This window comes from Rhodococcus sp. LMD (assembly GCF_056108245.1).
Genome location: NZ_CM148557.1, coordinates 3,340,635 through 3,363,055, shown reverse-complemented (window position 1 = coordinate 3,363,055; position 22,421 = coordinate 3,340,635). Strand labels below are relative to the sequence as shown.

Below are 22,421 nucleotides of genomic sequence, written 5' to 3'. Positions count from 1 at the left end.
TCAGCAACGAGAACGTCGGTGACCGTGTCGCCGGAGCAGAGAACACCGCGGGAGTGCCGCCATGCCGGGTAGGTTACGCGGCCGCTTCAGCCGTTCCGACGTGCTCACCGAGCGCCCGGACTTCGCGCTGGTGGGCATCCTGCGGGTGCCGCAGTTGCAGACGAGTCCGAGCCGGGCCATCACCCGTCGCGTCGGATATGCGGTGGCGGCATTGATGTTCGCCGTGCTGGTGGTCTACCTGGACCGGGACGGCTATCGCGACGCCCAGGGTGACCCGCTGTCGCTGCTGGACTGCATCTACTATGCAACCGTCTCGCTGTCGACCACCGGGTACGGCGACATCACCCCGTTCACCCCCGAGGCGAGACTGATCAATGTCCTGGTCGTCACGCCGCTCCGGATTTTCTTCCTCATCGTCCTGGTCGGTACGACGCTCTCGGCGCTGACCGAGAGTTCGCGCCAGGCGTTCAAGATTCAGCGTTGGAGGCGCCGCGTGCGTAATCACACCGTCGTCGTCGGATACGGCACCAAGGGCCGCACCGCGGTGGATGCGATGCTGGGCGACGGGGTTCCGCCCTCGGAGATCGTCGTCGTCGACACGGATCCGGTGGTGCTCGAAACCGCCGCGGGACAGGGCCTGGTGACCGTGCAGGGTTCGGCGACGAAATCGGATGTGCTGCGCCTGGCCGGGGTTCAGCACGCAGCAGCGATCATCGTCGCCGCCAACCGGGACGACACCGCGGTGCTCGTCACGCTCAGCGCGCGCGAGATCGCTCCGAGGGCAAAGATCGTCGCGGCCATCCGCGAATCGGAGAACACGCATCTGCTGCGCCAATCCGGCGCGGACTCGGTGGTCATCTCGTCGGAGACCGCGGGCCGGTTGCTCGGCATCGCCACCACGACCCCGAGCGTCGTGGAGATGATCGAGGATCTGCTCACCCCGGAGGCGGGATTCGCGATCGCCGAACGGGACGTCGAGCCGAACGAAGTGGGCGGCTCGCCCCGGCACCTGTCCGACATCGTGCTCGGCGTCGTGCGCGACGGTCGCCTGCTGCGCGTGGGGTCCCCCGAGGTCGACGCCGTGGAGGCGGACGACAAGCTGCTCTACATCCGGCGGGTGTCGGGCTGAGCCCGCGCCGCCGCTAGGGTGCAGGCGTGAGCCGTTTCCAGCTGTCCGACACCCCCCTGCTCTCCCGCGCGGTCGTCGACCGCGCCGAGGAGCTGCGGGGCGACGCCGCGGCCCTGCACGACGGTTGGTCGCAGGCCCTTCTGCTACGGGTCGATCGTCACGGGCAGGTGCCGGTGGACGGCGACGCACTGGTGTTCGCCGCGGCGGTGGAGCTGGGACCCGAGCCGGTTCCGGGCGCGGTGTTCCTCGGTGTGCGCGGCGACCGGCACGTGTGGGCGATCCGGGTGCTCGCGCAGACCGGAACGGTCGCCGATCTGCGCCGGGTGGGGGAGCGGCTCGACGACGCCGACGCGGGTCTGATGGTGACCGCGGTGGCCCTGCTCAATTGGCACGACAGCGCGGGTTTCAGTTCGCTGGACGGAGCGCCGACCGAGCCGACCCTGTCCGGCTGGTCGAGGATCAGTACCAGCACCGGTCACGAGGAGTTCCCGCGGACCGACCCGGCGATCATCTGTCTCGTGCACGACGGCGCGGACCGGGTCCTGCTGGCGCGACAGCCGGTGTGGCCGGAGCGACGGTTCTCCGTGCTCGCCGGGTTCGTCGAGGCGGGGGAGTCGCTCGAGTCCTGCGTCGTGCGGGAGATCCGCGAGGAGGTCGGCGTCGACGTGCGCGAAGTGCGATATCTCGGTAGCCAGCCGTGGCCGTTCCCGCGCTCGGTGATGATCGGGTTCTCGGCCGTCGCCGATCCGGACCGTCCGCTGGCCTTCCTCGACGGCGAGATCGCCGAGGCCCGCTGGTTCACCCGCGACGAGGTGCGGGCCGCGCTGGCGCTCGGAGACTGGGCCTCCCCGGCCGACGCCCCGTTGTTGCTGCCCGGATCGATCTCGATCGCTCGGGGCATGCTGGAGGGCTGGGTCCGGGGGAGCTGAACCGGTCAGGACCGGGGCCACAGCAGACCGGTGAGCACGGTCTCGACGAGGTGATCGGTGTACTCGTAGGTCAGCGGACCGGAGCGCAGCAGCCAGCGCTGGGCGACGGGGGCGAAGAGGGTGTCGACGACGGCGTCGAGATCCACTTCGGGGGACAGCTGACCCTGTCGCTGCGCCGCGCACAGCCGCTCCTTCTTCAACCGCCGCGTCGGCTCGTCGAGGCGACGGGAGTATTCGGCGGCCAGGGACTCGTCCTCGAGGACGGCGACGGTCAGCGCGCGCAACGGCCGTTCGAACCGGGGATCGTTCAGTTCGTCGACGGTGGCGCGCAGCACCGCCTTGATGTCGGCGACGAGATCGCCCGTGTTCGGTAGGCCCTGCGGGTCCTCCGGTTCGCCGCCCACGTTTGCGTCGAGGTAGGCGTCGAGCAGCACCGATCCCTTCGACGGCCACCACCGGTAGATGGTTTGTTTCCCGACGCCGGCTCGGGCAGCGATCGCCTCGATGCTCGACTTGCCGTAGCCCACCTCACCGACCAACTCCACCGCGGCGGTCAGGATCGCTGTCCGGGCGGCGTCGCTGCGGCGGGTGATTCTCGGAGGCATGGAACACAGCATAGGCCAAACCGAGACGAGACGGACCGTCTTGACTGAGAGGGGCGGTGGTCCCATACTGGCACGGCGAGACGATCCGTCTCGTCTAGTATTCGAGGAGGTGCCGACATGGTCGAGCAGCGGATATGGCTGGTCACGGGGGCGAGCCGCGGGCTGGGCCGAGCGTTCACCCGGGAGGCGCTCGCCGCGGGAGACCGGGTGGCCGCCCTCGCCCGCACCGCGACCGCAGCGCCCGAGTACCGGGACGACGAGCGGGTACTCACCGTCGACGTCGACGTGACCGACCGGTCGGCGGTGTTCGCGGCGGTCGAGCGGGTCGTCGACCACTTCGGTCGCCTCGATGTCGTCGTCAACAACGCCGGGACGATGTGGACCGGCTTCGTCGAGGAGTTCACAGAGGAGCAGGCACGCGCCCAGATGGAGACCAACTTCTTCGGAGCGCTGTGGGTCACGCAGGCGGTGTTGCCGGCGCTGCGCCGACGTCCACCGGGCCGGCTGCTGCAGATCTCCAGTGTTGCGGGGATCGCGGCATTTCCCACCACCGGGTTGTACAGCGCGAGCAAGTTCGCACTGGAGGGACTGAGCGAGGCGGTCGCTGCGGAGGCCGTACACTTCGGGGTCGCCGTGACGATCGTCGAACCCGGCGGATACTGGACGGACCTGTACAAGGACATGCCCGCCACTGCGCCGCTCGACGACTATGCGGCGCTGCGCGCCGAGCTGGCGGCGACGTCGGACGCCGACGGCGTCGACAGCGAGCCGGCGCTCGCCGCGGCTGCGGTCCGGGCAGTCGTGGACAGCGACGATCCACCGAGACGGTTGATCCTCGGCAGCGTCGTCTACGACGCCGCGGTCGGACTCGCGCAGGACCGCATCCGGGACTGGGCGGCATGGGAGAAGGTCAGCCGGGCGGCCGAACATGCCGTGCCGGCCCCGCCGGGATACACCACCTGAGGTCCTCGGTGCCCCCGGCGGATGCGGTGCCGTCCGCTAGAGGCCGAGCGCCTGCTGGACCGCGGACAGCGGGGGATTGGTCGCGGTGCTGCCGTCGGCGAACTGCACGGTGGGAACGACGTGGTTTCCGTTGTTGACGCTGCCGACGAACTCGGCGGCCGACGGGTCGGCTTCGATGTCGATCTCGGCGTAGCCGATGCCGTGCTCGTCGAGCTGGCGCTTGAGGCGACGGCAGTAGCCGCACCAGTCGGTGGTGTAGAGCGTCAGGGCGGGAGCGTCGGTCGTAGTCACGGTGCGCACAACAACCACCGTCTGTCCGCTGTTCCGTCCTGCGGTCAAATGTGTTCTCCGCCACAGTCGGTGTGGGCCGGATGCCTGTCACCCCGTCCTGCCATGATGGAGCCCATGCGCGCAGAGACATCGGTGGAGGGACTCGATCCCCAGCAGGCCGCGGCGGTCCTCGCGCCGCGGGGCCCGGTGTGTGTCCTCGCCGGCGCAGGTACCGGAAAGACCCGGACCATCACCCGCCGCATCGCGCACCTGGTGTCCCACGGACACGTCGCGGCGGGCCAGGTCCTCGCTGTCACGTTCACCGCGCGCGCCGCCGGAGAGATGCGCGGCCGCCTGCGCGAACTCGGCGTGGGCGGTACGGGTCCGCAGGTGCAGGCGCGCACCTTCCATGCCGCCGCGCTGCGGCAGCTGCGTTACTTCTGGCCGCAGGTGGTCGGCGACACGCCGTGGCAGCTGCTCGACCGCAAGTTCGCGGTCGTCTCCCAGGCCGCGCACCGGGCCGGGTTCGCCACCGACACGGACACCGTGCGCGACCTGCTCTCGGAGATCGAGTGGGCGAAAGGATCGCTCGTCGCGCCGGAGGACTATCCGGCCGTGGTGGCCCGCGCCCGGCGTGAGCCCCCCGCCGACGCCGCGCGGGTCGCTGCCGTCTACGCCGGCTACGAGTCGCTCAAGGTGCGCGACGACGGCATCTACCTCGACTTCGACGACCTGCTGCTGCACACGGCCGCCGCGCTCGAGGAGCACAGCGCCGTCGCCGAGGAGTTCCGCGACCGCTACCGCTGTTTCGTCGTCGACGAGTACCAGGACGTCACGCCCCTGCAGCAGCGGGTGCTCGACGCGTGGCTCGGCGACCGCGACGACCTCACCGTCGTCGGCGACGCGAACCAGACGATCTACTCGTTCACCGGTGCCACCCCGCAGTACCTGCTCGACTTCTCCCGCCGGTTCCCGGACGCGACGGTGGTCCGGCTCGAACGTGACTACCGGTCCACCCCGCAGGTCGTGGCCCTCGCCAACCAGGTCATCGGCGCGGCGCGCGGCCGCATCGCCGGGACCCGGCTCCAGCTCGTCGGCCAGCGCCCGCCCGGACCGGAGCCGGCGTTCGCCGAATACGACGACGAGCCCGCCGAGGCGCAGGCCGTCGCCAAGGCGATCGCCAAGCTGCTGGGTTCGGGGGTACCGGCCGCCGAGATCGCCGTGCTCTACCGCATCAACGCGCAGTCGGAGGCCTACGAACACGCGTTCACCGAAGCCGGTATCCCGTACCAGGTCCGCGGCGGCGAGGGCTTCTTCACCCGGGCGGAGGTGCGGCAAGCGGTCGGGGCGCTGCGGCAGGCGCAGGCCCGAGACGACCTGCCCGAGGGCGCCGATCGCGGCGCCGCCCTGGTCACGCTGGTGCGAGCGGTGCTCGCCCCGCTCGGGCTGAGCGAGACCGAACCTGCCGGTGCGCAGGCCCGCGAACGCTGGGAATCGCTGCGGGCCCTCGTGCAGCTCACCGAGGAACTCCTCGGGCACGAGCCCGACCTCGATCTCGACGGACTGTTGCGCGACCTCGCGGCGCGGGCGGAGGCACGGCACCCTCCGACGGTGCAGGGCGTGACACTCGCGTCGCTGCACGCGGCCAAGGGCCTGGAATGGGACGCGGTCTTCCTCGTCGGTCTCACCGACGGGACCCTGCCCATCGTGCACGTCGTCGGTGACAGTTCGACACCGCCCGACGAGGCAGGCATCGAGGAGGAGCGCCGGCTGCTGTATGTCGGCGTCACCCGCGCGCGCGTGCACCTGCACCTGTCGTGGGCGCTTTCGCGCACCGAGGGCGGTCGCCGGTCGCGGCGGCGATCACGGTTCCTGCACGGTCTGATCCCCGACGATTCGCCGGCGTCACGGATTGCGGCTCCCCCGTCGCCGAAGCGTAAGCGGCCGCAGTGCCGCGTGTGCGGCAAGCCCCTCATGGGATCGTCCGCGACCATGCTCGGACGCTGCGAGGGTTGCCCGTCGAACCTGGACGAATCGCTGCTGGTGGCATTGAAGGACTGGCGCCGGGAACGGTCCAAGGAGATGAAGGTCCCCGCCTACGTGGTGTTCAGCGACAACACGCTCATCGCCATCGCCGAGCAGCAGCCGGGCGACGACCGCGCCCTCGTCGCCATCCCCGGTATCGGGGCGAAGAAGCTCGAGCAGTTCGGAGCGGACGTGCTCGCTGTCGTGCGTGGTGAACGCGCCTCCGACACCCTCGATCTCTAGCGGCTCCGCGGATGCGGCAAAACCGCAGGTAGAAAATGGGTTGTGCGATCGACGGCCGAGTTTCTAGGCTGGAGGTCGATGTCACGGGAAAGGCCCGTGCGCGGACGACGTCAGGAGGTGGCCCCGATGCTCGGCTTCGATGCAGCTGCAGTGGTGGTCGCCGTCCCCGTCGCCGGCGCCCCCGTCGCCGCCGGTGCGTGCACTCCGCGCGTCGCCCGCGTGCGAGCAGCCGCCCTTTCGTCCGTGTCCCGAAGCCACCGAGGTCAGCCCCGGTAATCTTCGATTCGCCTTCCGGCCACGGACACCGCCCAGCGGACCGTGGCCTTCTTCGTCTTCTGCCCGGTTCGCTCATCGCATCCGAAACCAGACAGAGGAGACATCCCTCGTGCAAACCGCAACGCTCGACGTCGACCGAACGACGCGCGTGCGCGAGTTGCCCTGCCGCGGCGACGATCCGGATCTGTGGTTCGCCGAATCACCGACCGAGTTGGAGCGGGCCAAGGCGCTGTGCGGCCGGTGCCCGATTCGAGCCCACTGCCTCGCCGCGGCACTCGACCGGGCCGAGCCGTGGGGTGTGTGGGGCGGCGAGATCTTCGAACGGGGCGCCGTCGTCGCCCGCAAGCGCCCGCGGGGGCGTCCCCGCAAGGAACTGGTGTGCGCCTGACCGGGCTGCCGGGACGTCAGTCCACCGGGTCGGTGAAGCCCGGCAGCCACTCCGACAGGATTCGCATGTACGGCGCGTGCGCGTCCAGCTGAGCGCAGATGCCGACCGAGCCGAGGAGTACGCGGACGATGTTCGCGTACTCCGGCGGCAGGTTCAGAGCCCGCGCGGTCCGGAAGTTGGATCCGGAGAAGTCGGTGGCGGTGCCCGCCGCCTTCTGCAGCCACGCCCGGGTGAAGTGGAAGGACTCCGTGTGGATCGGGTCGGTGAACGGGCGCAGGTAGTCCGCGATCTCCTGCTCGGTGACCTCCCTGCCCGGCAGGACGAACCGGTTCTCGTAGAGCAGTGTGGTCAGCTCGTCGAAACGTTCCTCGAGGGCCAGCCGCACCATCCGGCCCAGCACCGGGGGCAACCCGTTCGGCATCGCGGCCGTGGCCCCGAAGTCGATGACGCCGAGCCGGCCGTCGTCGAGCAACATGAAATTGCCCGGATGGGGGTCGCAGTGCAGCAGGCCCACCTGTGCCGGGGAGGCGAAGTGGAACTCGGCGAGCAGCGCCCCCGCCCGGTTGCGCTGCTCGCGGGTACCCTCCGCGATGATCGTGGACAGCGGTGTCGCCGTGAGCCATTCGGTGACGAAGACCTTCGGGGAACTGGCGACCACCCGCGGCACGACGAACCGGGGATCGTCGCCGAACACTTTGGCGAAGGCCCGCTGATTGTCGGCCTCGATCCGGTAGTCGAGCTCCTCCTCGGTGCGCGCGGTCAGCTCGTCGAGCACCGCGCGCACGTCGGTGCCCGGCATCACCGTCGCGAACAGACCCGCGAACCGGGACAGGGTCCGCAGATCGGCGCGCAGCGCCTCGTCGGCGCCCGGGTACTGGACCTTCACCGCGACCTCGCGGCCGTCCGCCCACGTCGCCCGGTGGACCTGGCCGATGCTCGCCGACGCGGTGGGAACGTCGTCGAACGAGGCGAACCGTTCCCGCCAGCCGGCACCGAGCTGCTGATCGAGGACACGGTGGACCGTCTTGGCCGGCAGCGGCGGAGCAGCCGACTGCAGCTTCGTCAGCGCCTCCCGGTACGGTTCGGCGAACTCCTCCGGCACCGCGGCTTCCATCACGCTCAGCGCCTGGCCGACCTTCATGGCTCCGCCCTTGAGCTCACCGAGCACCGTGAACAGCTGTTCGGCAGCCTTCGCCGCGAGCTCGGCGTCGATCTCCTCGCGGTCCCCGCCGGCCAGACGCCGGCCGAACCCCACCGCGGCACGACCTGCGATCCCGAGGGGGATGCTGGCGAGCTTGGCGGTGCGGGAACTGCTTCTCCGGGGGATTTCGGCCACGCCCACCATCATGCCTGACGCCGTCCCCCCGGCGCGGGGCGCCGTGGGTCGACCCCGCGTCACGCCGGCGGGCCGGCGCACCCGCAATCCGGGTGCCGGTACCAGCGCCGCGACGCGAGCCGGTGACTGCGCAGGTCCACCTCGAGGGTCCGGTCCAGTGTCGCGGGCGCCGCGGTCGTGAGAATCGCGTCGAGCTCGGCGAGGGCGAGAGCCGCGGTCGCCAGCACCGCCGGGGGCTCCGCACAGCCGAGGCGGTCGCACAGTTGCGCCGCGAGCTGCGGCCAGTGCGGGTCGAGGTCGGTGCGGGTGAGATCCGCGCAGCGCAGACAGCTCGTGCGCCCCGGGACGACGAACGGCCCCACGATGCCACGGCCGTCGCGCAGCAGCACGGGCAGGTGCGGCACGCGGTGCCGCATCAGCTCCCGGACGAGCCGGGGATCGGGGACCAGTGCGTCGGCGAGGAGCACGCACTGCACGTCCCATCGAGCGACGTCACTGTCGCCGGTGTAGGCGGCGGACCGGCTCAGCCGGGTGCCCGAGACCGTCAGTTGGGCGACCAGCGTATCCGCCAGGGGCCCGCGCCCGTGCACCCGCACCCGGGGAGCCACCGGTACGGTCCCGCCCGGGTCCCGGACCGCGCCGACGGTGGTCAACTCGTCGAGCAGGACGGTGACGGCATCGTCCGCCAGCCCGGCCTGCGCCGTGCGGGCCAGAATCTCCGCGCGCGACGAACGCCCGTCGAGCAGGCTCAGCACCGTCGACAGGGCGAATGCGTCGAGCCCTGCGCCGGGGGAGAGGACGGCGGCGGTATCGGGACCCCACCCGAGTTGGACCGAGCCGTCCGGGCGACGGAGCACTTCGAGGGCAGGATCGAGCGCAGGTCCGGGCTGGTGCATGGCCGTGGTCATGCCCGCCAGTCTGCGGCACCCCGGGCCGCGCCCCGGGTGCCCGAGGCCGGTTGTCCACAGGGGGAAACCGCGATCTACCAGCGTCGAAGCGCGCTCAGGCGGATTCGTCGGGATCGGTGGACTCGCCGGAGTCGCCCTTCTCCCGCTCGGCACGCTCGCGTGCCTCGGTCTCGCGCAGCTGTGCGATCGGATCGTCGAACGTGGTCGTTTCGCCGCCGAGGATCCGATCGAGGAAAGCGGCCGGGTTGTCCAGGTCCGACGAGTCCGGCAGCAGGTCCGGATGGGCCCACACCTTGTCCCGTGCCTCCGTCCCGGCATCGGCGGTGAGGCGGCGCCACAGGACGGCGGCCTCGCGCAGTTTCCGCGGCCGCAGCTCGAGACCGACGAGTGTGGCGAAGGTCTGCTCCGCGGGCCCACCGCTCGCACGGCGACGGCGCAGCGTCTCGCTCAACGCGGCCACCCCCGGCAACCGGTCGCCGAGGGCATCGGCGACCACGGTCTCCACCCAGCCCTCGACCAGGGCGAGCAACGTCTCGAGGCGCTCGAGGGCCTGCTTCTGCTCGGGAGTGGTCTGCGGCTCGAACGCCGCGCCCTTGAGCAGTTCCTCGATCTTCGACGGGTCCGTCAGCGCCGCGGGGTCGATGCCCTGCGCGAGGTCCTCGATCGCGGAGAAGTCCATCCGGATGCCGCGCGCGTAGTCCTCGACGGTGGACAGCAGGCGTGATCGCAGCCACGGCACGTGGCTGTAGAGCCGCTGGTGTGCCGCCTCACGCGCGGCCAGGAAGACGAGAACCTCCTGCGCCGGCTGCTCGAGCCCCTCACCGAAGGCATCGATCGCGGCGGGCATCAGCGCGGCGGTGCCCTCGGGCCCGAGGGGAAGACCGATGTCGGTCGAGGTCAGGACCTCCTTGGCCAGCTGTCCGAGGGCCTGGCCGAGCTGGGAGCCGAACGCCAGGCCACCCATCTGGGAGAACATCCCGAGCATCGGCCCCGCCATCGCCCGGGCCTCCTCCGGCAGGCCCTGGACCCACATGCCGTTGACCTGCTCGGCCACGGGATCGCACAGGCGCTTCCACGTTCCGAGCGTGTTGTCGAGCCAGTCCACGGGCGTCCACGCGACGGTGCGGGTCGCGCCGGCGGGCAACGTCGTCGCGCCGTCGAGCCACAGCTCTGCCAGGTGCGCGGCGTCGCGGACGGCGTCCGCGGACCCGGACGAGACGGGGGTCACGGAGCCGATCTGCTGGCGGGCGAGCTTGGCGGCCACCTCGTAGTTGACGGGTCCCGAACCACCGGACCCCATCGCGCTGCCCATGCCGCTGAGCATCTGCCCGAACTGCGTCAGCATCTGCCCGAGCGCCGCCGGGTCGAAGCCCTGCGCTCCGAACGGGTTGTCGCCACCGGCCCCGAACGGGGCACCGCCTGCGCCGGGCGCACCGAAACCGAAGGGAAAACCGCCGGGAGTGCCGCCCTGGGACCCGCCCCCTGCCGAGCCGGCACCCTCGGCACCGGATCCCTCGGCGCCGGAACCGGAATCCTTCCTGCGGTCCGGGTCGTCGTCGGGATTCGAGAATCCGAAAGGCGTGTCGCTCATGTCGTCAACGGTACAAGGCCCACCGCGCAGCGGTGGCCCCCGCGATCACGCTGACCGCGAACACCGCCGCTCCGGATACCCTGGCCGGGTGAATCGACGGCTCGTGACGATCCTGGCGGTGCTGTTCCCCGCGCTGCTGCTGGTGACGGTGGCGCTGAATGTGAAGGTGCCCTACGTGGCGCTCGGCCCCGGCCCGACGTTCGACACCCTCGGCGAGGTCGACGGCAAGGCGGTCGTCGCCATCGAGGGCACCGACACCGACCCGACCACCGGCGAGCTCGTGATGACCACGGTCGGTGTCAGTGACCGCCTGACCGTGGCGCAGGCCCTCGCGGCGTGGCTCGGCAGCCGGTACGGGATCGCCCCGCGCGAACAGATCTACCCACCCACCGCGACCCGGGAGCAGGTCAAGGAGGCGGACGCCGCCCAGTTCGAGCAGTCCGAACGCAGCGCAGAACTCGCCGCCCTGCATCATCTCGATCTGCCCGTCGTCCTGCGCGTCGCCCGGGTCGGCGAGTCCGGGCCGTCCGCCGGGGTGCTGCGCGAGGGCGACCGGCTCGTCAGCGTCGCGGGGGAGCCGGTGACCACCGCCGGCAGCGTGCAGCGCGCCGTCGCCGCCGTCGCCCCCGATACGCCGGTCGACATCGGGATCGTGCGGGACGGTGTCGAGCAGACCGTCGCGGTGACCGTGGGCGCCCGCCCCGACGATCCGGAGAAGGGTTTCCTCGGCATCAGCCCCGAGGAGGTGCCGGACGTGCCGTTCGACGTGACGTTCAACCTCGCCGACGTCGGCGGGCCGTCGGCAGGGCTGATCTTCAGCCTTGCGGTGGTCGACAAGCTCAGCCCCGGCGAGCTCAGCGGCGGCGCGGTCGTCGCGGGGACCGGGACCATCGATTCCGACGGGGCCGTCGGCCCGATCGGCGGCATCACCCACAAGCTCGTCGCGGCGTCGGAGGACGGCGCGACGGTGTTCCTCGTGCCCGCCGACAACTGCGCCGAGGCACGCAGCGCTGCTCCCGACGGCATGCGGCTGGTCGAGGTCGAGACCCTCGAGGGCGCGATCGGTGCGCTCGGCTCGCTCGCCGGCGGGGGCGACGCGCCGAGCTGCGGGTAGACGCGGGACCGGCGCTAGTCGTCGCCCGGTTCGAGGGTCGCGTACAGCGCCGCCACCACGTTGGGGGCGAGGTTGTCGTAGGTTCGCAGCTCGATCCCGGCGAACGGGTCGTCCTCGTCGGTGGGCCGCAACTGCAGCAGCGACAGCGACGGGCCGTCCCGCAGCACCGCCGCGATCAGTCGCGCATCCCGCCGCTCCGGATGGCCGTGCGCCGCGACGCGGGCGGCCTCGTCGGCGGCGTGGGGATCCGCCAGCAGCGGGACCAGCGCGTCGTCCAGATCCGACTCCGCGCTCGGCGGCAGCACCACGATCTCCTGCACCAGGGCACAGCCGGCGACCGATTCGGGCCAGCTGGTGGTGGCGAGGAACTCGTCGAGGGCGGGGCTGCCGCCCTCGACGTCGTCCGGGAAGGCGTCCTGCTCCACCGGGGTGTACTCGTGGCCCGCGTCGAGCTGGTCGAGCAGCGTCGGTTCCGACGCCGCCAGCAGGGCCGTCGGCACCAGCGCGAACATCTGGGGTGGCTGCCCCCAGCCACCGGCGTCGACGAAGTCGACGATCTCACCGACGCACCGGCGCAGGGCGTCTTCGGACGGGACGGGATAACTGTCGCTCACGGACATATCCTTGCACCGTCGCCAGGTCTCGTCGCCGCCGCGGCGTGGTGGCCGCCTCATTCCGTAGAGTGGGGCGAAACGGTCACCGCGAGTGCCGTGGGTGACAGTCGAGGTGAACAGCTGCGGCGCATCCGCGTCGCCGGAGAATTGGGAGTGTGGCACGTGGGCATGAGGCCCCCCACCGGAGTACCTTCGCTGTCGAAACGCAGCAAGATTCTGCTGAGCCTGGCCGTGGTGGCCGCGGTGCTGCTGCTGGTCGGTCCCCGACTGGTGGACGCCTACACCAACTGGCTGTGGTTCGGTGAGGTCGACTTCCGTGACGTGTACGTGAAGGTGCTGCTGACCCGGATCGTCCTGTTCGTCGTCGTGGGCCTGTTCGTGGGCGCCGTGGTGTGGCTCGCCATGCTCCTGGCGTACCGATCGCGCCCCGTGTTCGTGCCCGCATCCGGGCCCAACGACCCCATCTCGCGGTACCGCACCACGGTGATGTCCCGGCTGCGCACCTTCGGCCTCGGCATCCCGATCGTGCTCGGGCTGCTGTCCGGCCTGATCGCGCAGGCGAGCTGGGTGACCGTGCAGATGTTCTTCAACGGCGGCTCGTTCGGCACCACGGACCCGCAGTTCGGGCTGGACGTCGGCTTCTACGCCTTCGACCTGCCCTTCTACCGCTTCCTGCTGAACTGGATGTTCGTGGCCGTCATCCTGGCGCTCTTCGCCAGTCTGGTCACCCACTACATCTTCGGCGGCATCCGGCTCGCCGGCCGCGGTGGCAGCCTCACCCGCGCCGCCCGCATCCAGCTGGCCGTACTGGCCGGCATCTTCGTCGCGTTCAAGGCGGTCGCGTACTGGCTCGACCGGTACGCACTGCTGTGGAGCGGGCGCAAGGAGCCCACGTTCACCGGCGCGGGATTCACCGACATCAACGCCGTGCTGCCCGCCAAGCTGATCCTGATGGCGATCGCCGTCATCTGCGCGGTGGCGTTCTTCGCGGCGATCGTGCTGCGCGACCTGCGTATCCCGGCGATGGCGACCGCGCTGCTGGTGCTCTCGTCGATCCTCGTCGGGGCCGTGTGGCCGCTGGTGGTCGAGCAGTTCTCCGTCCGGCCGAACGCCGCCGTCAAGGAGGCCGAGTACATCGAGCGCAACATCGCGGCGACCCGTCAGGCCTACGGCATCACGGACGAGACCGTGGAGTACCAGGACTACCCCGGCGTGGGCAGCACGTCGCCGCGCAACGTGCCGGCGGACGTGACGACGATCGCCAACACCCGTCTGCTCGACCCCAACGTGCTGCCGCGCACCTTCACCCAGCAGCAGCAGCTGAAGAACTTCTACGGGTTCCCGCCGTCGCTGGACATCGACCGGTACGAGATCGACGGGCAGCGCGAGGACTACATCGTCGCCGCCCGCGAACTGTCGCCGTCGAGCCTGACGGGCAACCAGACCGACTGGATCAACAGGCACACGGTGTACACCCACGGCAACGGCCTGGTCGCCGCCCCCGCCAACCGGGTGAACGCCGCCGCGAGCGAGTCCGCGGAGGAGGCCGCCAACAGCAACAGCGGCTACCCGGTGTACATGGTCAGCGACATCGCGTCGCTCGAGTCCGGCAACCAGGTGATCCCGGTCGAGCAGCCGCGGATCTACTTCGGTGAGGTCATCGCGCAGGAGGAGCCCGACTACGCGATCGTCGGTGCCGCCGAGGGCGAGGCCCCGCGGGAGTACGACACCGACACCGCGCAGTACACCTACACCGGCTCGGGTGGCGTGTCGATCGGCAACTGGTTCAACCGCCTCGCGTTCGCCTCGAAGTACGCCGAACGCAACATCCTCTTCTCGAGTGCGATCGGCAGCGAGTCGAAGCTGCTGTTCAACCGCGATCCGCGGGACCGGGTGACGAAGGTCGCGCCGTGGCTCACCGCCGACGGCGACGCATATCCCGCGGCGGTCGACGGCCGCATCGTGTGGGTCGTCGACGCCTACACCACGCTCGACAACTACCCGTACGCGCAGCGCAGTTCGCTCGAAGGTCTCGTCGAGGACAGCGTCGACCAGAACACCGGCCGGCTGCTGCCCCGCAAGGAGGTCTCCTACATCCGGAACTCGGTGAAGGCGACAGTCGATGCGTACGACGGCACCGTGACCCTCTACCAGGTCGACGACCAGGACCCGGTCCTGAAGGCGTGGATGGGTGTCTTCCCCGATGCGGTGACCCCGCAGGACCAGATCTCCGACGAGCTCCGCTCGCACTTCCGGTACCCGGAGGACCTGTTCAAGGTGCAGCGCGAGATGCTCGCGAAGTACCACGTCGACGACCCGCGCGAGTTCTTCACCAACAACGCGTTCTGGTCGGTGCCGAGCGACCCGACGGTCGAGACGACGGCCAATCAGCCGCCCTACTACGTGCTGATCGGTGACGAGGAGACGGCCCGCCCGTCGTTCCGGCTCACCTCCGCGATGGTGGGCTTCAACCGGCAGTTCCTGTCCGCGTACATCTCGGTGAACTCGGACCCCGACAACTACGGCAAGTTCACGATCCTCCGATTGCCGACCGACACCCAGACCTTCGGTCCCGCACAGACGCAGAACGCGATGATCTCCGACACGCGCGTCGCGTCGGAGCGCACTCTGCTCGAGCGGTCCAACCGGATCCAGTACGGCAATCTGCTGACGCTGCCGATCGCCGAGGGCGGCATCCTGTACGTCCAGCCGATGTACACGGAACGCAACTCGGCGAGCGGAAACACCTCCACCTTCCCGCAGCTGTCCCGGGTGATCGTCAGCTATCGCGAACCCGGGCCCGCCGGTGGGGTGCGGATCGGCTATGCCCCCACCCTCGCCGCGGCACTGGACCAGGTCTTCGGCGGCGGCGTCGGTAGCGCGGCCACCGCACCGGGTGGCGAGTCGACACCCCCGGCACCGGCCGAGGGGGCAGAGGGGACACCGCAGGACGGCCAGGCGGCGGCACCGGCTCCCGCTCCCGCGCCGAACCCTGCGCCCGCTCCGGCGCCGGCGGATCGGACGGCGGCAGTCGCCGAACTCGACGCGGCGCTCGCCGAGCTCAGCGCGGCGCAGAGCTCCGGCGACTTCGCAGCGTACGGTCGGGCGCTCGAACGAGTGCAGGCGGCGGTGGAGGCGTACCAGTCCACCGGTGGCTGATCTCCTGCCGCGACGGAAGCGGGGCCCCGCGCACATCGTGCGCGGGGCCCCGTCGTTCGGGGACGAATCAGCGTCCGGGCAGTGCGACGCCGACCACCTGGTCGAACTGCGCAGCGAAGCCGTGCTGCGCGGCGAACTCGCCGGCGACACCGAGCGCCTGCTCCACGGCCTGGTCGACCGGCGCGGCCTCGGGTGCCGGTGCTGCGGGTGCCGGGGTCGCGGGTGCCGGTGCTGCGGGTGCCGGTGCTGCGGGTGCCGGAGTTGCGGGTGCCGGGGTTGCGGGTGCTTCGGGCGCGGGCGCGGCCTCGCTCCCGGTGGTCAGGTACTGACCGCAGACCGGCCACGCGCCCGGGCCCTGGGTCTGCAGTGTGTTCTCCGCGACGCGGATCTGCTCGGCCTTCGAAGCGGTGTGCGGGCTGCCGGTGCCGCCGTTGGCCGCCCAGGTGCTCTGCGAGAACTGCAGACCGCCGTAGTAGCCGTTGCCGGTGTCGATCGACCAGTTGCCGCCGCTCTCGCACTCCGCCACCGCGTCCCAGTTGTGCGGGGCAGCGGAGGCGGTGCCGGTGGCGAGGCCGAACGGCACCGCCACGAGGGCGCCGGTGACAACGGCCGTGCCGAGGCCACGCTTGCTGAAGAAAGTGGTCATGCGGGATGAATCCTCTCCGCGCTCGCCGACGCCGGACCCCGGGCACCGCTCGGTCGTGGCGGTGCGGACAGTCGGCCGGGTCGCGTCGCTGCCCCCCGAAGGTTTCGTCGTACCGGATCCCGCGGGGCAGCTCGGCGGCGGCGGGACGGCGTCGGCTCGGTGGTTTCGAGCCGCGACCGACCGTACCGATGCGTCGCGACCCGGGCTACCGGCCGCAACCGTGCCCCGGGTGTCCATCAGATGGGACGAACGACCCGCTTTTGCGCAGGTCGCCGCGGCATGTCGACCTTCCCGTCACGCGATCGTTATACCTCCGTTATGTGAGGAGGAACATGTGCCGAGTGTGGTCCAGGACACGCGACGGTGCCCGAAAAAGGCCTTCGCCCAGGCGATTTGCATTCCGTTCACCGAGCCGTGTAACTTCGTTCCTGCAACGCGGGGTGGAGCAGCTCGGTAGCTCGCTGGGCTCATAACCCAGAGGTCGCAGGTTCAAATCCTGTCCCCGCTACCACGCCGAAGGGCCCGGCACCGGTTCATCCGGTGCCGGGCCCTTCCGCATGAGATCAGGGCTTCATGTCGACGAGTACGCGTCGCAGCAGCTTCCCCGTCGCATTGCGCGGCAGTTCGTCGAGGAAGACGACGTCACGCGGGACCTTGTAACGCGCCAGGTTCGCCTTGACGTACTCCTTGATCTCCTCGGCGTCGCGCGCGGAGCCCTCGGCCGGCACCACGAAGGCGCGCAGCCGGTGACCGAAGTCCGGATCCTCCACCCCGACCACCGCGGCGTCGAACACGTCGTCCCTTTCGACGAGAAGGTTCTCCACCTCCAGCGGGTACACGTTCTCGCCACCGGAGACGATCATGTCGTCGTCCCGGCCGTCGACGAACAGCAGTCCCTCCTCGTCGAAGTGCCCGACGTCGCCCGTCGAGAGCAGTCCGTTGATGCGCTCCTTGTCCCGGCCGTCCGTGTAACCGTCGAAGCTCAGCCCGCTCGCGACGAAGATCCGGCCCACCTTGCCGGGCTCGGTGATGCGGTTGCCTTCCTCGTCGTACAGTTCCACCCGGCACGTCACCGGGGGCCGGCCGGCCGTGCCCGGTGCCCGGCGGATGTCCTCGGGCGTGGCGACGGTGGCCACCGCGCATTCGGTCGACCCGTACAGGTTGTGCAGGACGTCGCCGAAGTACTCGCGGGTGCGCCGGCACACGTCCGGCGACAGCGCCGAGCCGGCGGAGAAGATGATCTGCAGGCTCGACGTGTCGAACCGGCCGATCGCCTCGCCCCCGAGGTCCAGGATCCGCTGCAGCATCGTCGGCACGACGACGAGCACGTTCGCCCGGTGCCGTTCGATCAGGCGAACCGTCTCGAGCGGGTCGAACCGCCGCTCCATCACCACGGTCTGGCCCAGCGCCAGCGCGAGTCCGAACTGCGAGATGCCGGTCCCGTGGAACGCCGGCGCCGCCATCAGCATCGTCTGTCCCGGCCGTAGCGGTACCCGGTCCAGGAACTGCGCCGAGGCGAGCGGCGACGTGCGCTCGCGCGGGGCACCCTTGGGCGTGCCGGTCGTGCCGCTGGTGAGCAGCACGAAACCACCGAGTGTGCTCGGCGCGGGAACGGCGGACCGATCGAACTGTGCGAGCACGGACTCGATGCCGGGTGGTCCCGGCTCCTCACCCTCGGGCCACGAGCTGTACGTCCGCACATCCGGCGGCAGGGCTGCGGCCACCGCCGCGAACTCGGCGTCGTAGACGAACGTGCCGACACCTTCACGTTCCGCGACGTCCGCGAGCTGGCGCGGAGCGAACCCGGTATTCATCATGACCAGCTTCGCGCCGAGTTTGGCGGCCGCGAGCATGGTGAGAACGAGTCCACGGTGATTGCGGGCCATCAGGCCCATCACGTCCCCCGCCGCGACCCCGTCGGCCTGCAGCGCCCGTACGAGCGCATTCGACTGTCCCTCGAGCTCCTCGTAGCTCAACCGGCCACGCTCGTCGACGAGGGCGACGGCGTCGTAGCCGCGCGCGGCGTGGGCATGCACCGGTCCGGCGAACGGGCCGTAGCGGCTCACGGCGACGAGGGTGCCGATTCCGTGGTCGACCCGGGGGAAGTGCAGCAGGCCGGAGCGCGCGAGTACCCGCACGGCACCCAGTGTGTCGGTCACCTCCCCGACGGCCCCGGTGATCCTGTCCTTGATGTCCTGCCCGGGCATGCTGTCCCCTTCGAGCTCGTGCCGGATTCGTCACCGCAACCCTAGTGGTGATGCACTTCACAGAAGTGGACATTCGTCCGATCTACCGGGGGTGTCAGGGCCGGGGGATTCCCGCCCGAGCAGTGCCGGTCGCAGCCGTCGGACGGCTGATCGCGGCCACCCCGGTGATCGCGGTCATCGCCCTGCTCGGTGTCGTGGCGGCCACGCCGGCGTCCTGGCTGGTCGAGCGGGTGGGGGAGCAGGACGAGGCGAGCCAGGCGGCGACTCGGGCACAGGTGGCCGCGCCGACGGCCTAGGTGGTCGCGCTCCGCGACGAGCTCCGTCGCGCGCGAGGGTGATCCCGCCCGGCCGCGCGGGTAGCGGTCCGGTCCGGAGCGTGAGAGGGCCCCCGCCGTCGGTGAGTACGGCGGGGGCCCGACCCCTCGGAGAAGTGGTCTGTGACCGGCTACTTCAGTTCGGCGCTCGACAGGCCCAGCAGCCGTCGCGCGATGATGAGCTGCTGGATCTGCTGCGTGCCCTCGAAGATGTCGAGGATCTTCGAGTCGCGCGCCCACTTCTCGAGCAGTGGACGTTCGGAGTAGCCGTAGGTACCCGCCAGCTCGACTGCCTTGAGGGTGACCGCGGTGCCGGTGCGGCCGGCCTTGGCCTTGGAGATCGACGCCTCCAGCGAGTTGGGTTGCTTGTTGTCGGCCATCCACGCGGCCCGCAGCGCCTGCAGGTAGGCCGCCTCCCAGTCGGCCTCGAGCGCGAGGAATTCGGCGGCCGCAGCGTGCTGGTTGCAGGCCGGGACGTCGTAGGACACCTCGACACCGGCCTCGGCGAGGACGCCGCGCAGTTCCTCGAGCGCCGCGCGGGCGACGCCGATGGCCATGCCGGCGACGATCGGACGGGTGTTGTCGAAGGTCTGCATGACCCCCGCGAACCCCTTCTCGACGTTCACCTCGGGGCTGCCGAGCAGGTTGTCCTTCGGAATCCGGCAGTTGTCGAGCACGAGGACGGCCGTGTCGGAGGCCTTGATGCCGAGCTTGTGCTCGAGGCGGGCCACGCTGAGGCCGGGGGCGTCCCGCGGGACGACGAACGACTTGATCGCCGCGCGCCCCTTCGACCGGTCGACGCTCGCCCACACGACCACGTGGGTGGAGCGTTCGCCGGCGGTGACGAAGATCTTCTCGCCGTTGAGGACCCACTCGTCGCCGTCGAGGACGGCGGTGGTGGTCACGGCGGCGGAGTCGGAGCCGAAGCTGGGCTCGGTGATGGCCATCGACGCCCACACCTTGCCGAAGCGCTCGAGCTGTTCGTCGGTGGCGACGGCGGCGATCGCCGAGTTGCCGAGGCCCTGATAGGGGATCGAGAGAGTCAGACCGACGTCGCCCCAGCAGGTTTCGATCACGTTGAGCAGCGACGCCATGTTGCCGCCGTTGACGTTGCCGGCCTGCTTCTTGGGCTCGTCGCCGCGGCCGAGCGCCGCGCCCGAGGCGCCCTGGCCGGAGTCGTTGAGGCCCTCGACCATCGCCGCCATCGTGTCCAGTTCGACGGGGTACACGTGCTCGGCGAGGTCGTACTTGCGTGAGACGGGACGGAAGATCTGCGCGGCGACCTGGTGGGCCTGGTTCGCCGACGCCTTGAGCCTCTTGGGAAGTTCGAGATTGATCATCGCGGGTTCCTAGGTGTGAGGGGACGCTGCCGGATCGGGCGGCTCAGACGAGGACGACGCCCTCGGCGACGCCCACGGCGCGCAGGTCGCGGTACCAGCGCTCGACGGGGTGTTCCTTGGTGAAGCCGTGGCCGCCGAGCAGTTGGACACCGTCGAGGCCGATCTGCATACCCTTGTCGGTGGCGAGCTTGCGGGCCAGCGCCGCCTCGCGGGCGAAGGACAGGCCCTGATCGGCCCGGGCGGCGCCGCGCAGCGTGACCAGCCGGATCCCGTCGAGCTCGATCTTGATGTTGGCGACCATGAAGGCGACGGCCTGCCGATGGCTGATCGGTTCGCCGAAGGCTTCCCGTTCGTTGACGTAGGGGACGACGTAGTCGAGCACGGCCTGTCCGGTCCCCGCGGCGAGGGCGGACCAGCCGAGCCGGGCGAGGCGGACGGCGTCCGCGTACTGCTCGGCGCGCACGTCGGCGTCGGCGTCGCCGAGGAGGGCGGACTGCGGCACGGCGACGTCGGTCAGGTGCAGCCGGCCGAGCCCGGCGGCGCGCAGACCCATCGACGGGTCGGCCTCGATCACCAGGCCCTTGCTGTCGGATTCGACCAGGAACAGCGACGGCTTTCCGTCGAGTTCGGCGGCGACGACGAACAGTTCGGCGCTGCCGGCGGCCGGCACCAGGGACTTGACGCCGGTGAGCCGGTAGCCGCTGGGGGAGCGCACCGCCTTGGTCTGCAGCGCGAAGGGGTCGAACAGGGCGCGCGGCTCGGTGATCACGACGCAGGCCTGGGGGACGTCGTCGCCGGCGAACGCCGGCAGGTACGTCCGCTGCTGCTCCTCGGTGCCCCACTGGGTGAGGGCGACCGCGACGCCGCTCGGCGCGAGGATCGGCAGCGCCAGCCCCATGTCGCCGTGGGCGAGTGCCTCGGCGACGAGGGTGTTGGTGACGGCGCCCCGCTCGGTGGCGGCTCCCTCGAATGCCTCGGGCACGTTGACGAGGGTGATGCCGAGTTCGGCGGCCCGGGCGAGGAGGTCGGCGGGGGCGGCGGCTGCCTCGTCGGCATCGTGCGCAGCGGGCCGCAGGATCTCGGCGGCGAACTCGCGGACGGTCTCGGCGATCATCTGCTGATCGTCGGTGGGGGTCAGGTCGAACAGGTCGGTGCGGACGGCGGTGTCGAGGCGCTGCGGTGTGCCGGATCCGCCGGTGACCTTCTTGAAGGTGCGGGTGGCGGCGCCGAGCGTCTTGAAGCCGGTCTTGGTGGACTGGTAGGTCACCCGGTCGATGGCCTGCCGGAGGTTGTACCGGTCCGCGAGTTCCGAACCGGTGATCCGGGTGAGCACACGCATCGCCGCGCCCATGGCGTCCCGCCGGAGGGGGTTCAGGCCCACGGCGGACGTATCGCGGGGGGTGTTCCGGGCCACACTGTCTTGCTTGCTCATGATCACCAGAGGTTTCTCGATGTGGGGACGGACGCCCACAATCTTACTGCGGAGTAAGATTGCTGTCTACTATCGAGTAAGTTGGTGGTGCGTGCCCTATCCGGCGTGCTGCAGACGGGTGAGCACACCGTCGTGCAGCGCTCCGTTGGTGGCGACCGCGCTGCCACCGTGCGGGCCGGCCGCACCGTCGAGATTCGTGAACCGGCCCCCGGCCTCCCGGACCAGCACGTCCAGCGCAGCCAGGTCCCACAGGGACACCTCGGGCTCCAGTGCGACGTCCACCGCGCCCTCGGCGAGCAGGCAGTACGAGTAGAAGTCGCCGTAGGCCCGCACCCGCCACACCTCGTCGGTGAGCGCGACGAACTCGTCGCGCCGGCCGCGGTCGCGCCAGCCGGACAGGCTCGAGAAGCTCAGCGACGCGGCGGACAGCTCGGCGACCTGCGAGACCGAGATGCGGCGCGGCTGCCCGCCGTCGTACGCCAGCCACGATCCCGCGCCGGCCGCGGCCCACCAACGGCGGTTCAACGCCGGGGCGCTCACCACCCCCACCACCGGCACGCCGTCGTCGAGCAGGGCGATCAGGCTGGCCCACACCGGCACACCGCGCACGAAGTTCTTGGTCCCGTCGATCGGATCGACCACCCACTGGCGGCCGGTGAACACCGCGTCGCCCCCGAACTCCTCGCCGAGGATCGCGTCCCCCGGGCGCTCGGCGCCGAGCGTGCCGCGCACGGCGCGTTCGACGCCGAGATCGGCATCCGACACCGGGGTCAGGTCCGGCTTGTCGGTGACGGTCAGGTCCAGGGCGCCGAACCGGGTGCGGGTGATGGCGTCCGCCTCGTCGGCGAGGCGCAGGGCGAGATCCAGATCGGCCGAGAAGTCCGTGCTCATGCCCCAGACGCTAGTCGAGGCCCACCCGGCCCCCAGCGGTG

At 70.7% G+C, this 22,421-nt stretch carries 19 protein-coding genes and 1 tRNA gene; 9 read left to right on the top strand and 11 right to left on the bottom strand.

Annotated elements, in window-relative coordinates; translation table 11 throughout:
• Positions 1 to 61: 61 nt before the first annotated feature.
• Both ACWPQI_RS15495 and nudC read left to right on the top strand, forming a co-directional pair.
• On the top strand, positions 62 to 1,129 hold the full coding sequence (locus ACWPQI_RS15495; RefSeq protein WP_010594695.1) for a potassium channel family protein: 1,068 nt from the start codon (positions 62 to 64) through the stop codon (positions 1,127 to 1,129).
• 26 nt (positions 1,130 to 1,155) lie between these two features.
• Positions 1,156 to 2,058: an NAD(+) diphosphatase gene (gene nudC, locus ACWPQI_RS15490; RefSeq protein WP_017679544.1), complete on the top strand. Its 903-nt coding sequence runs from the start codon at positions 1,156 to 1,158 to the stop codon at positions 2,056 to 2,058.
• Positions 2,059 to 2,063: 5 nt separating this feature from the next.
• Here nudC and ACWPQI_RS15485 read toward each other — a convergent pair whose 3' ends face one another.
• The gene (locus tag ACWPQI_RS15485; RefSeq protein WP_017679543.1) at positions 2,064 to 2,675 is read right to left on the bottom strand and encodes a TetR/AcrR family transcriptional regulator; all 612 of its coding nucleotides are present in this window, start codon (positions 2,673 to 2,675) and stop codon (positions 2,064 to 2,066) included.
• 105 nt (positions 2,676 to 2,780) lie between these two features.
• On the opposite strand from ACWPQI_RS15485, the gene ACWPQI_RS15480 reads away from it, so the two are divergent.
• Positions 2,781 to 3,626, top strand: a complete 846-nt coding sequence (locus ACWPQI_RS15480) for an SDR family NAD(P)-dependent oxidoreductase (RefSeq protein ID WP_203010855.1) — start codon at positions 2,781 to 2,783, stop codon at positions 3,624 to 3,626.
• Positions 3,627 to 3,662: 36 nt separating this feature from the next.
• Here ACWPQI_RS15480 and ACWPQI_RS15475 read toward each other — a convergent pair whose 3' ends face one another.
• Positions 3,663 to 3,917: a mycoredoxin gene (locus ACWPQI_RS15475; protein WP_172603605.1), complete on the bottom strand. Its 255-nt coding sequence runs from the start codon at positions 3,915 to 3,917 to the stop codon at positions 3,663 to 3,665.
• A gap of 114 nt (positions 3,918 to 4,031) precedes the next feature.
• On the opposite strand from ACWPQI_RS15475, the gene ACWPQI_RS15470 reads away from it, so the two are divergent.
• Together ACWPQI_RS15470 and ACWPQI_RS15465 are read left to right on the top strand one after the other, a co-directional pair.
• A complete protein-coding gene (locus ACWPQI_RS15470; protein WP_225222608.1) occupies positions 4,032 to 6,164 on the top strand; it encodes an ATP-dependent DNA helicase UvrD2 in 2,133 nt (710 codons plus the stop codon).
• Between the two features lie 385 nt (positions 6,165 to 6,549).
• Positions 6,550 to 6,828 carry a WhiB family transcriptional regulator gene (locus ACWPQI_RS15465; protein WP_010594688.1) on the top strand — a complete coding sequence of 93 codons (279 nt, stop codon included), beginning with the start codon at positions 6,550 to 6,552 and terminating at the stop codon, positions 6,826 to 6,828.
• A gap of 16 nt (positions 6,829 to 6,844) precedes the next feature.
• Here the strand turns inward: ACWPQI_RS15465 and ACWPQI_RS15460 are convergent, their stop codons facing one another.
• From ACWPQI_RS15460 to ACWPQI_RS15450, 3 genes are all read right to left on the bottom strand, one after another.
• Positions 6,845 to 8,176 (bottom strand): ABC1 kinase family protein, encoded by a 1,332-nt coding sequence (locus tag ACWPQI_RS15460; RefSeq protein WP_010594687.1) that lies wholly within the window; start codon positions 8,174 to 8,176, stop codon positions 6,845 to 6,847.
• A gap of 47 nt (positions 8,177 to 8,223) precedes the next feature.
• A complete protein-coding gene (locus tag ACWPQI_RS15455; protein WP_474738386.1) occupies positions 8,224 to 9,072 on the bottom strand; it encodes a TOMM precursor leader peptide-binding protein in 849 nt (282 codons plus the stop codon).
• 94 nt (positions 9,073 to 9,166) lie between these two features.
• The gene (locus ACWPQI_RS15450; RefSeq protein ID WP_017679540.1) at positions 9,167 to 10,663 is read right to left on the bottom strand and encodes a zinc-dependent metalloprotease; all 1,497 of its coding nucleotides are present in this window, start codon (positions 10,661 to 10,663) and stop codon (positions 9,167 to 9,169) included.
• An 88-nt stretch (positions 10,664 to 10,751) separates the two neighbouring features.
• Here ACWPQI_RS15450 and ACWPQI_RS15445 point away from each other — a divergent pair, with 88 nt between their 5' ends.
• Entirely contained in the window at positions 10,752 to 11,777 is a 1,026-nt protein-coding gene (locus ACWPQI_RS15445; RefSeq protein ID WP_017680863.1) for a YlbL family protein, read from the top strand.
• A gap of 14 nt (positions 11,778 to 11,791) precedes the next feature.
• Here ACWPQI_RS15445 and ACWPQI_RS15440 read toward each other — a convergent pair whose 3' ends face one another.
• The gene (locus tag ACWPQI_RS15440; RefSeq protein ID WP_010594682.1) at positions 11,792 to 12,397 is read right to left on the bottom strand and encodes a PPA1309 family protein; all 606 of its coding nucleotides are present in this window, start codon (positions 12,395 to 12,397) and stop codon (positions 11,792 to 11,794) included.
• A gap of 156 nt (positions 12,398 to 12,553) precedes the next feature.
• Between ACWPQI_RS15440 and ACWPQI_RS15435 the strand changes: the two genes are divergently transcribed.
• Positions 12,554 to 15,550: a UPF0182 family protein gene (locus ACWPQI_RS15435; protein WP_461874710.1), complete on the top strand. Its 2,997-nt coding sequence runs from the start codon at positions 12,554 to 12,556 to the stop codon at positions 15,548 to 15,550.
• 67 nt (positions 15,551 to 15,617) lie between these two features.
• Here the strand turns inward: ACWPQI_RS15435 and ACWPQI_RS15430 are convergent, their stop codons facing one another.
• Complete coding sequence (locus ACWPQI_RS15430; protein ID WP_461874712.1) at positions 15,618 to 16,196, bottom strand: transglycosylase family protein; 579 nt, start codon at positions 16,194 to 16,196, stop codon at positions 15,618 to 15,620.
• A gap of 434 nt (positions 16,197 to 16,630) precedes the next feature.
• Here ACWPQI_RS15430 and ACWPQI_RS15425 point away from each other — a divergent pair.
• A tRNA-Met gene (locus tag ACWPQI_RS15425) sits at positions 16,631 to 16,707 on the top strand.
• 52 nt (positions 16,708 to 16,759) lie between these two features.
• Here ACWPQI_RS15425 and ACWPQI_RS15420 read toward each other — a convergent pair.
• Positions 16,760 to 18,403: an acyl-CoA synthetase gene (locus tag ACWPQI_RS15420; RefSeq protein ID WP_048770764.1), complete on the bottom strand. Its 1,644-nt coding sequence runs from the start codon at positions 18,401 to 18,403 to the stop codon at positions 16,760 to 16,762.
• A 122-nt stretch (positions 18,404 to 18,525) separates the two neighbouring features.
• On the opposite strand from ACWPQI_RS15420, the gene ACWPQI_RS15415 reads away from it, so the two are divergent.
• A complete protein-coding gene (locus tag ACWPQI_RS15415) occupies positions 18,526 to 18,699 on the top strand; it encodes a hypothetical protein (RefSeq protein ID WP_017680859.1) in 174 nt (57 codons plus the stop codon).
• 149 nt (positions 18,700 to 18,848) lie between these two features.
• Here ACWPQI_RS15415 and ACWPQI_RS15410 read toward each other — a convergent pair whose 3' ends face one another.
• The 3 genes from ACWPQI_RS15410 to hisN all read right to left on the bottom strand — a co-directional run bounded on the left by ACWPQI_RS15410 (position 18,849) and on the right by hisN (position 22,380).
• Complete coding sequence (locus ACWPQI_RS15410) at positions 18,849 to 20,057, bottom strand: acyl-CoA dehydrogenase family protein (protein WP_010594677.1); 1,209 nt, start codon at positions 20,055 to 20,057, stop codon at positions 18,849 to 18,851.
• 43 nt (positions 20,058 to 20,100) lie between these two features.
• Entirely contained in the window at positions 20,101 to 21,495 is a 1,395-nt protein-coding gene (locus tag ACWPQI_RS15405) for an acyl-CoA dehydrogenase family protein (protein ID WP_026137793.1), read from the bottom strand.
• Positions 21,496 to 21,585: 90 nt separating this feature from the next.
• Positions 21,586 to 22,380: a histidinol-phosphatase gene (gene hisN, locus ACWPQI_RS15400; protein ID WP_017680856.1), complete on the bottom strand. Its 795-nt coding sequence runs from the start codon at positions 22,378 to 22,380 to the stop codon at positions 21,586 to 21,588.
• Between the last annotated feature and the right edge of the window lie 41 nt (positions 22,381 to 22,421).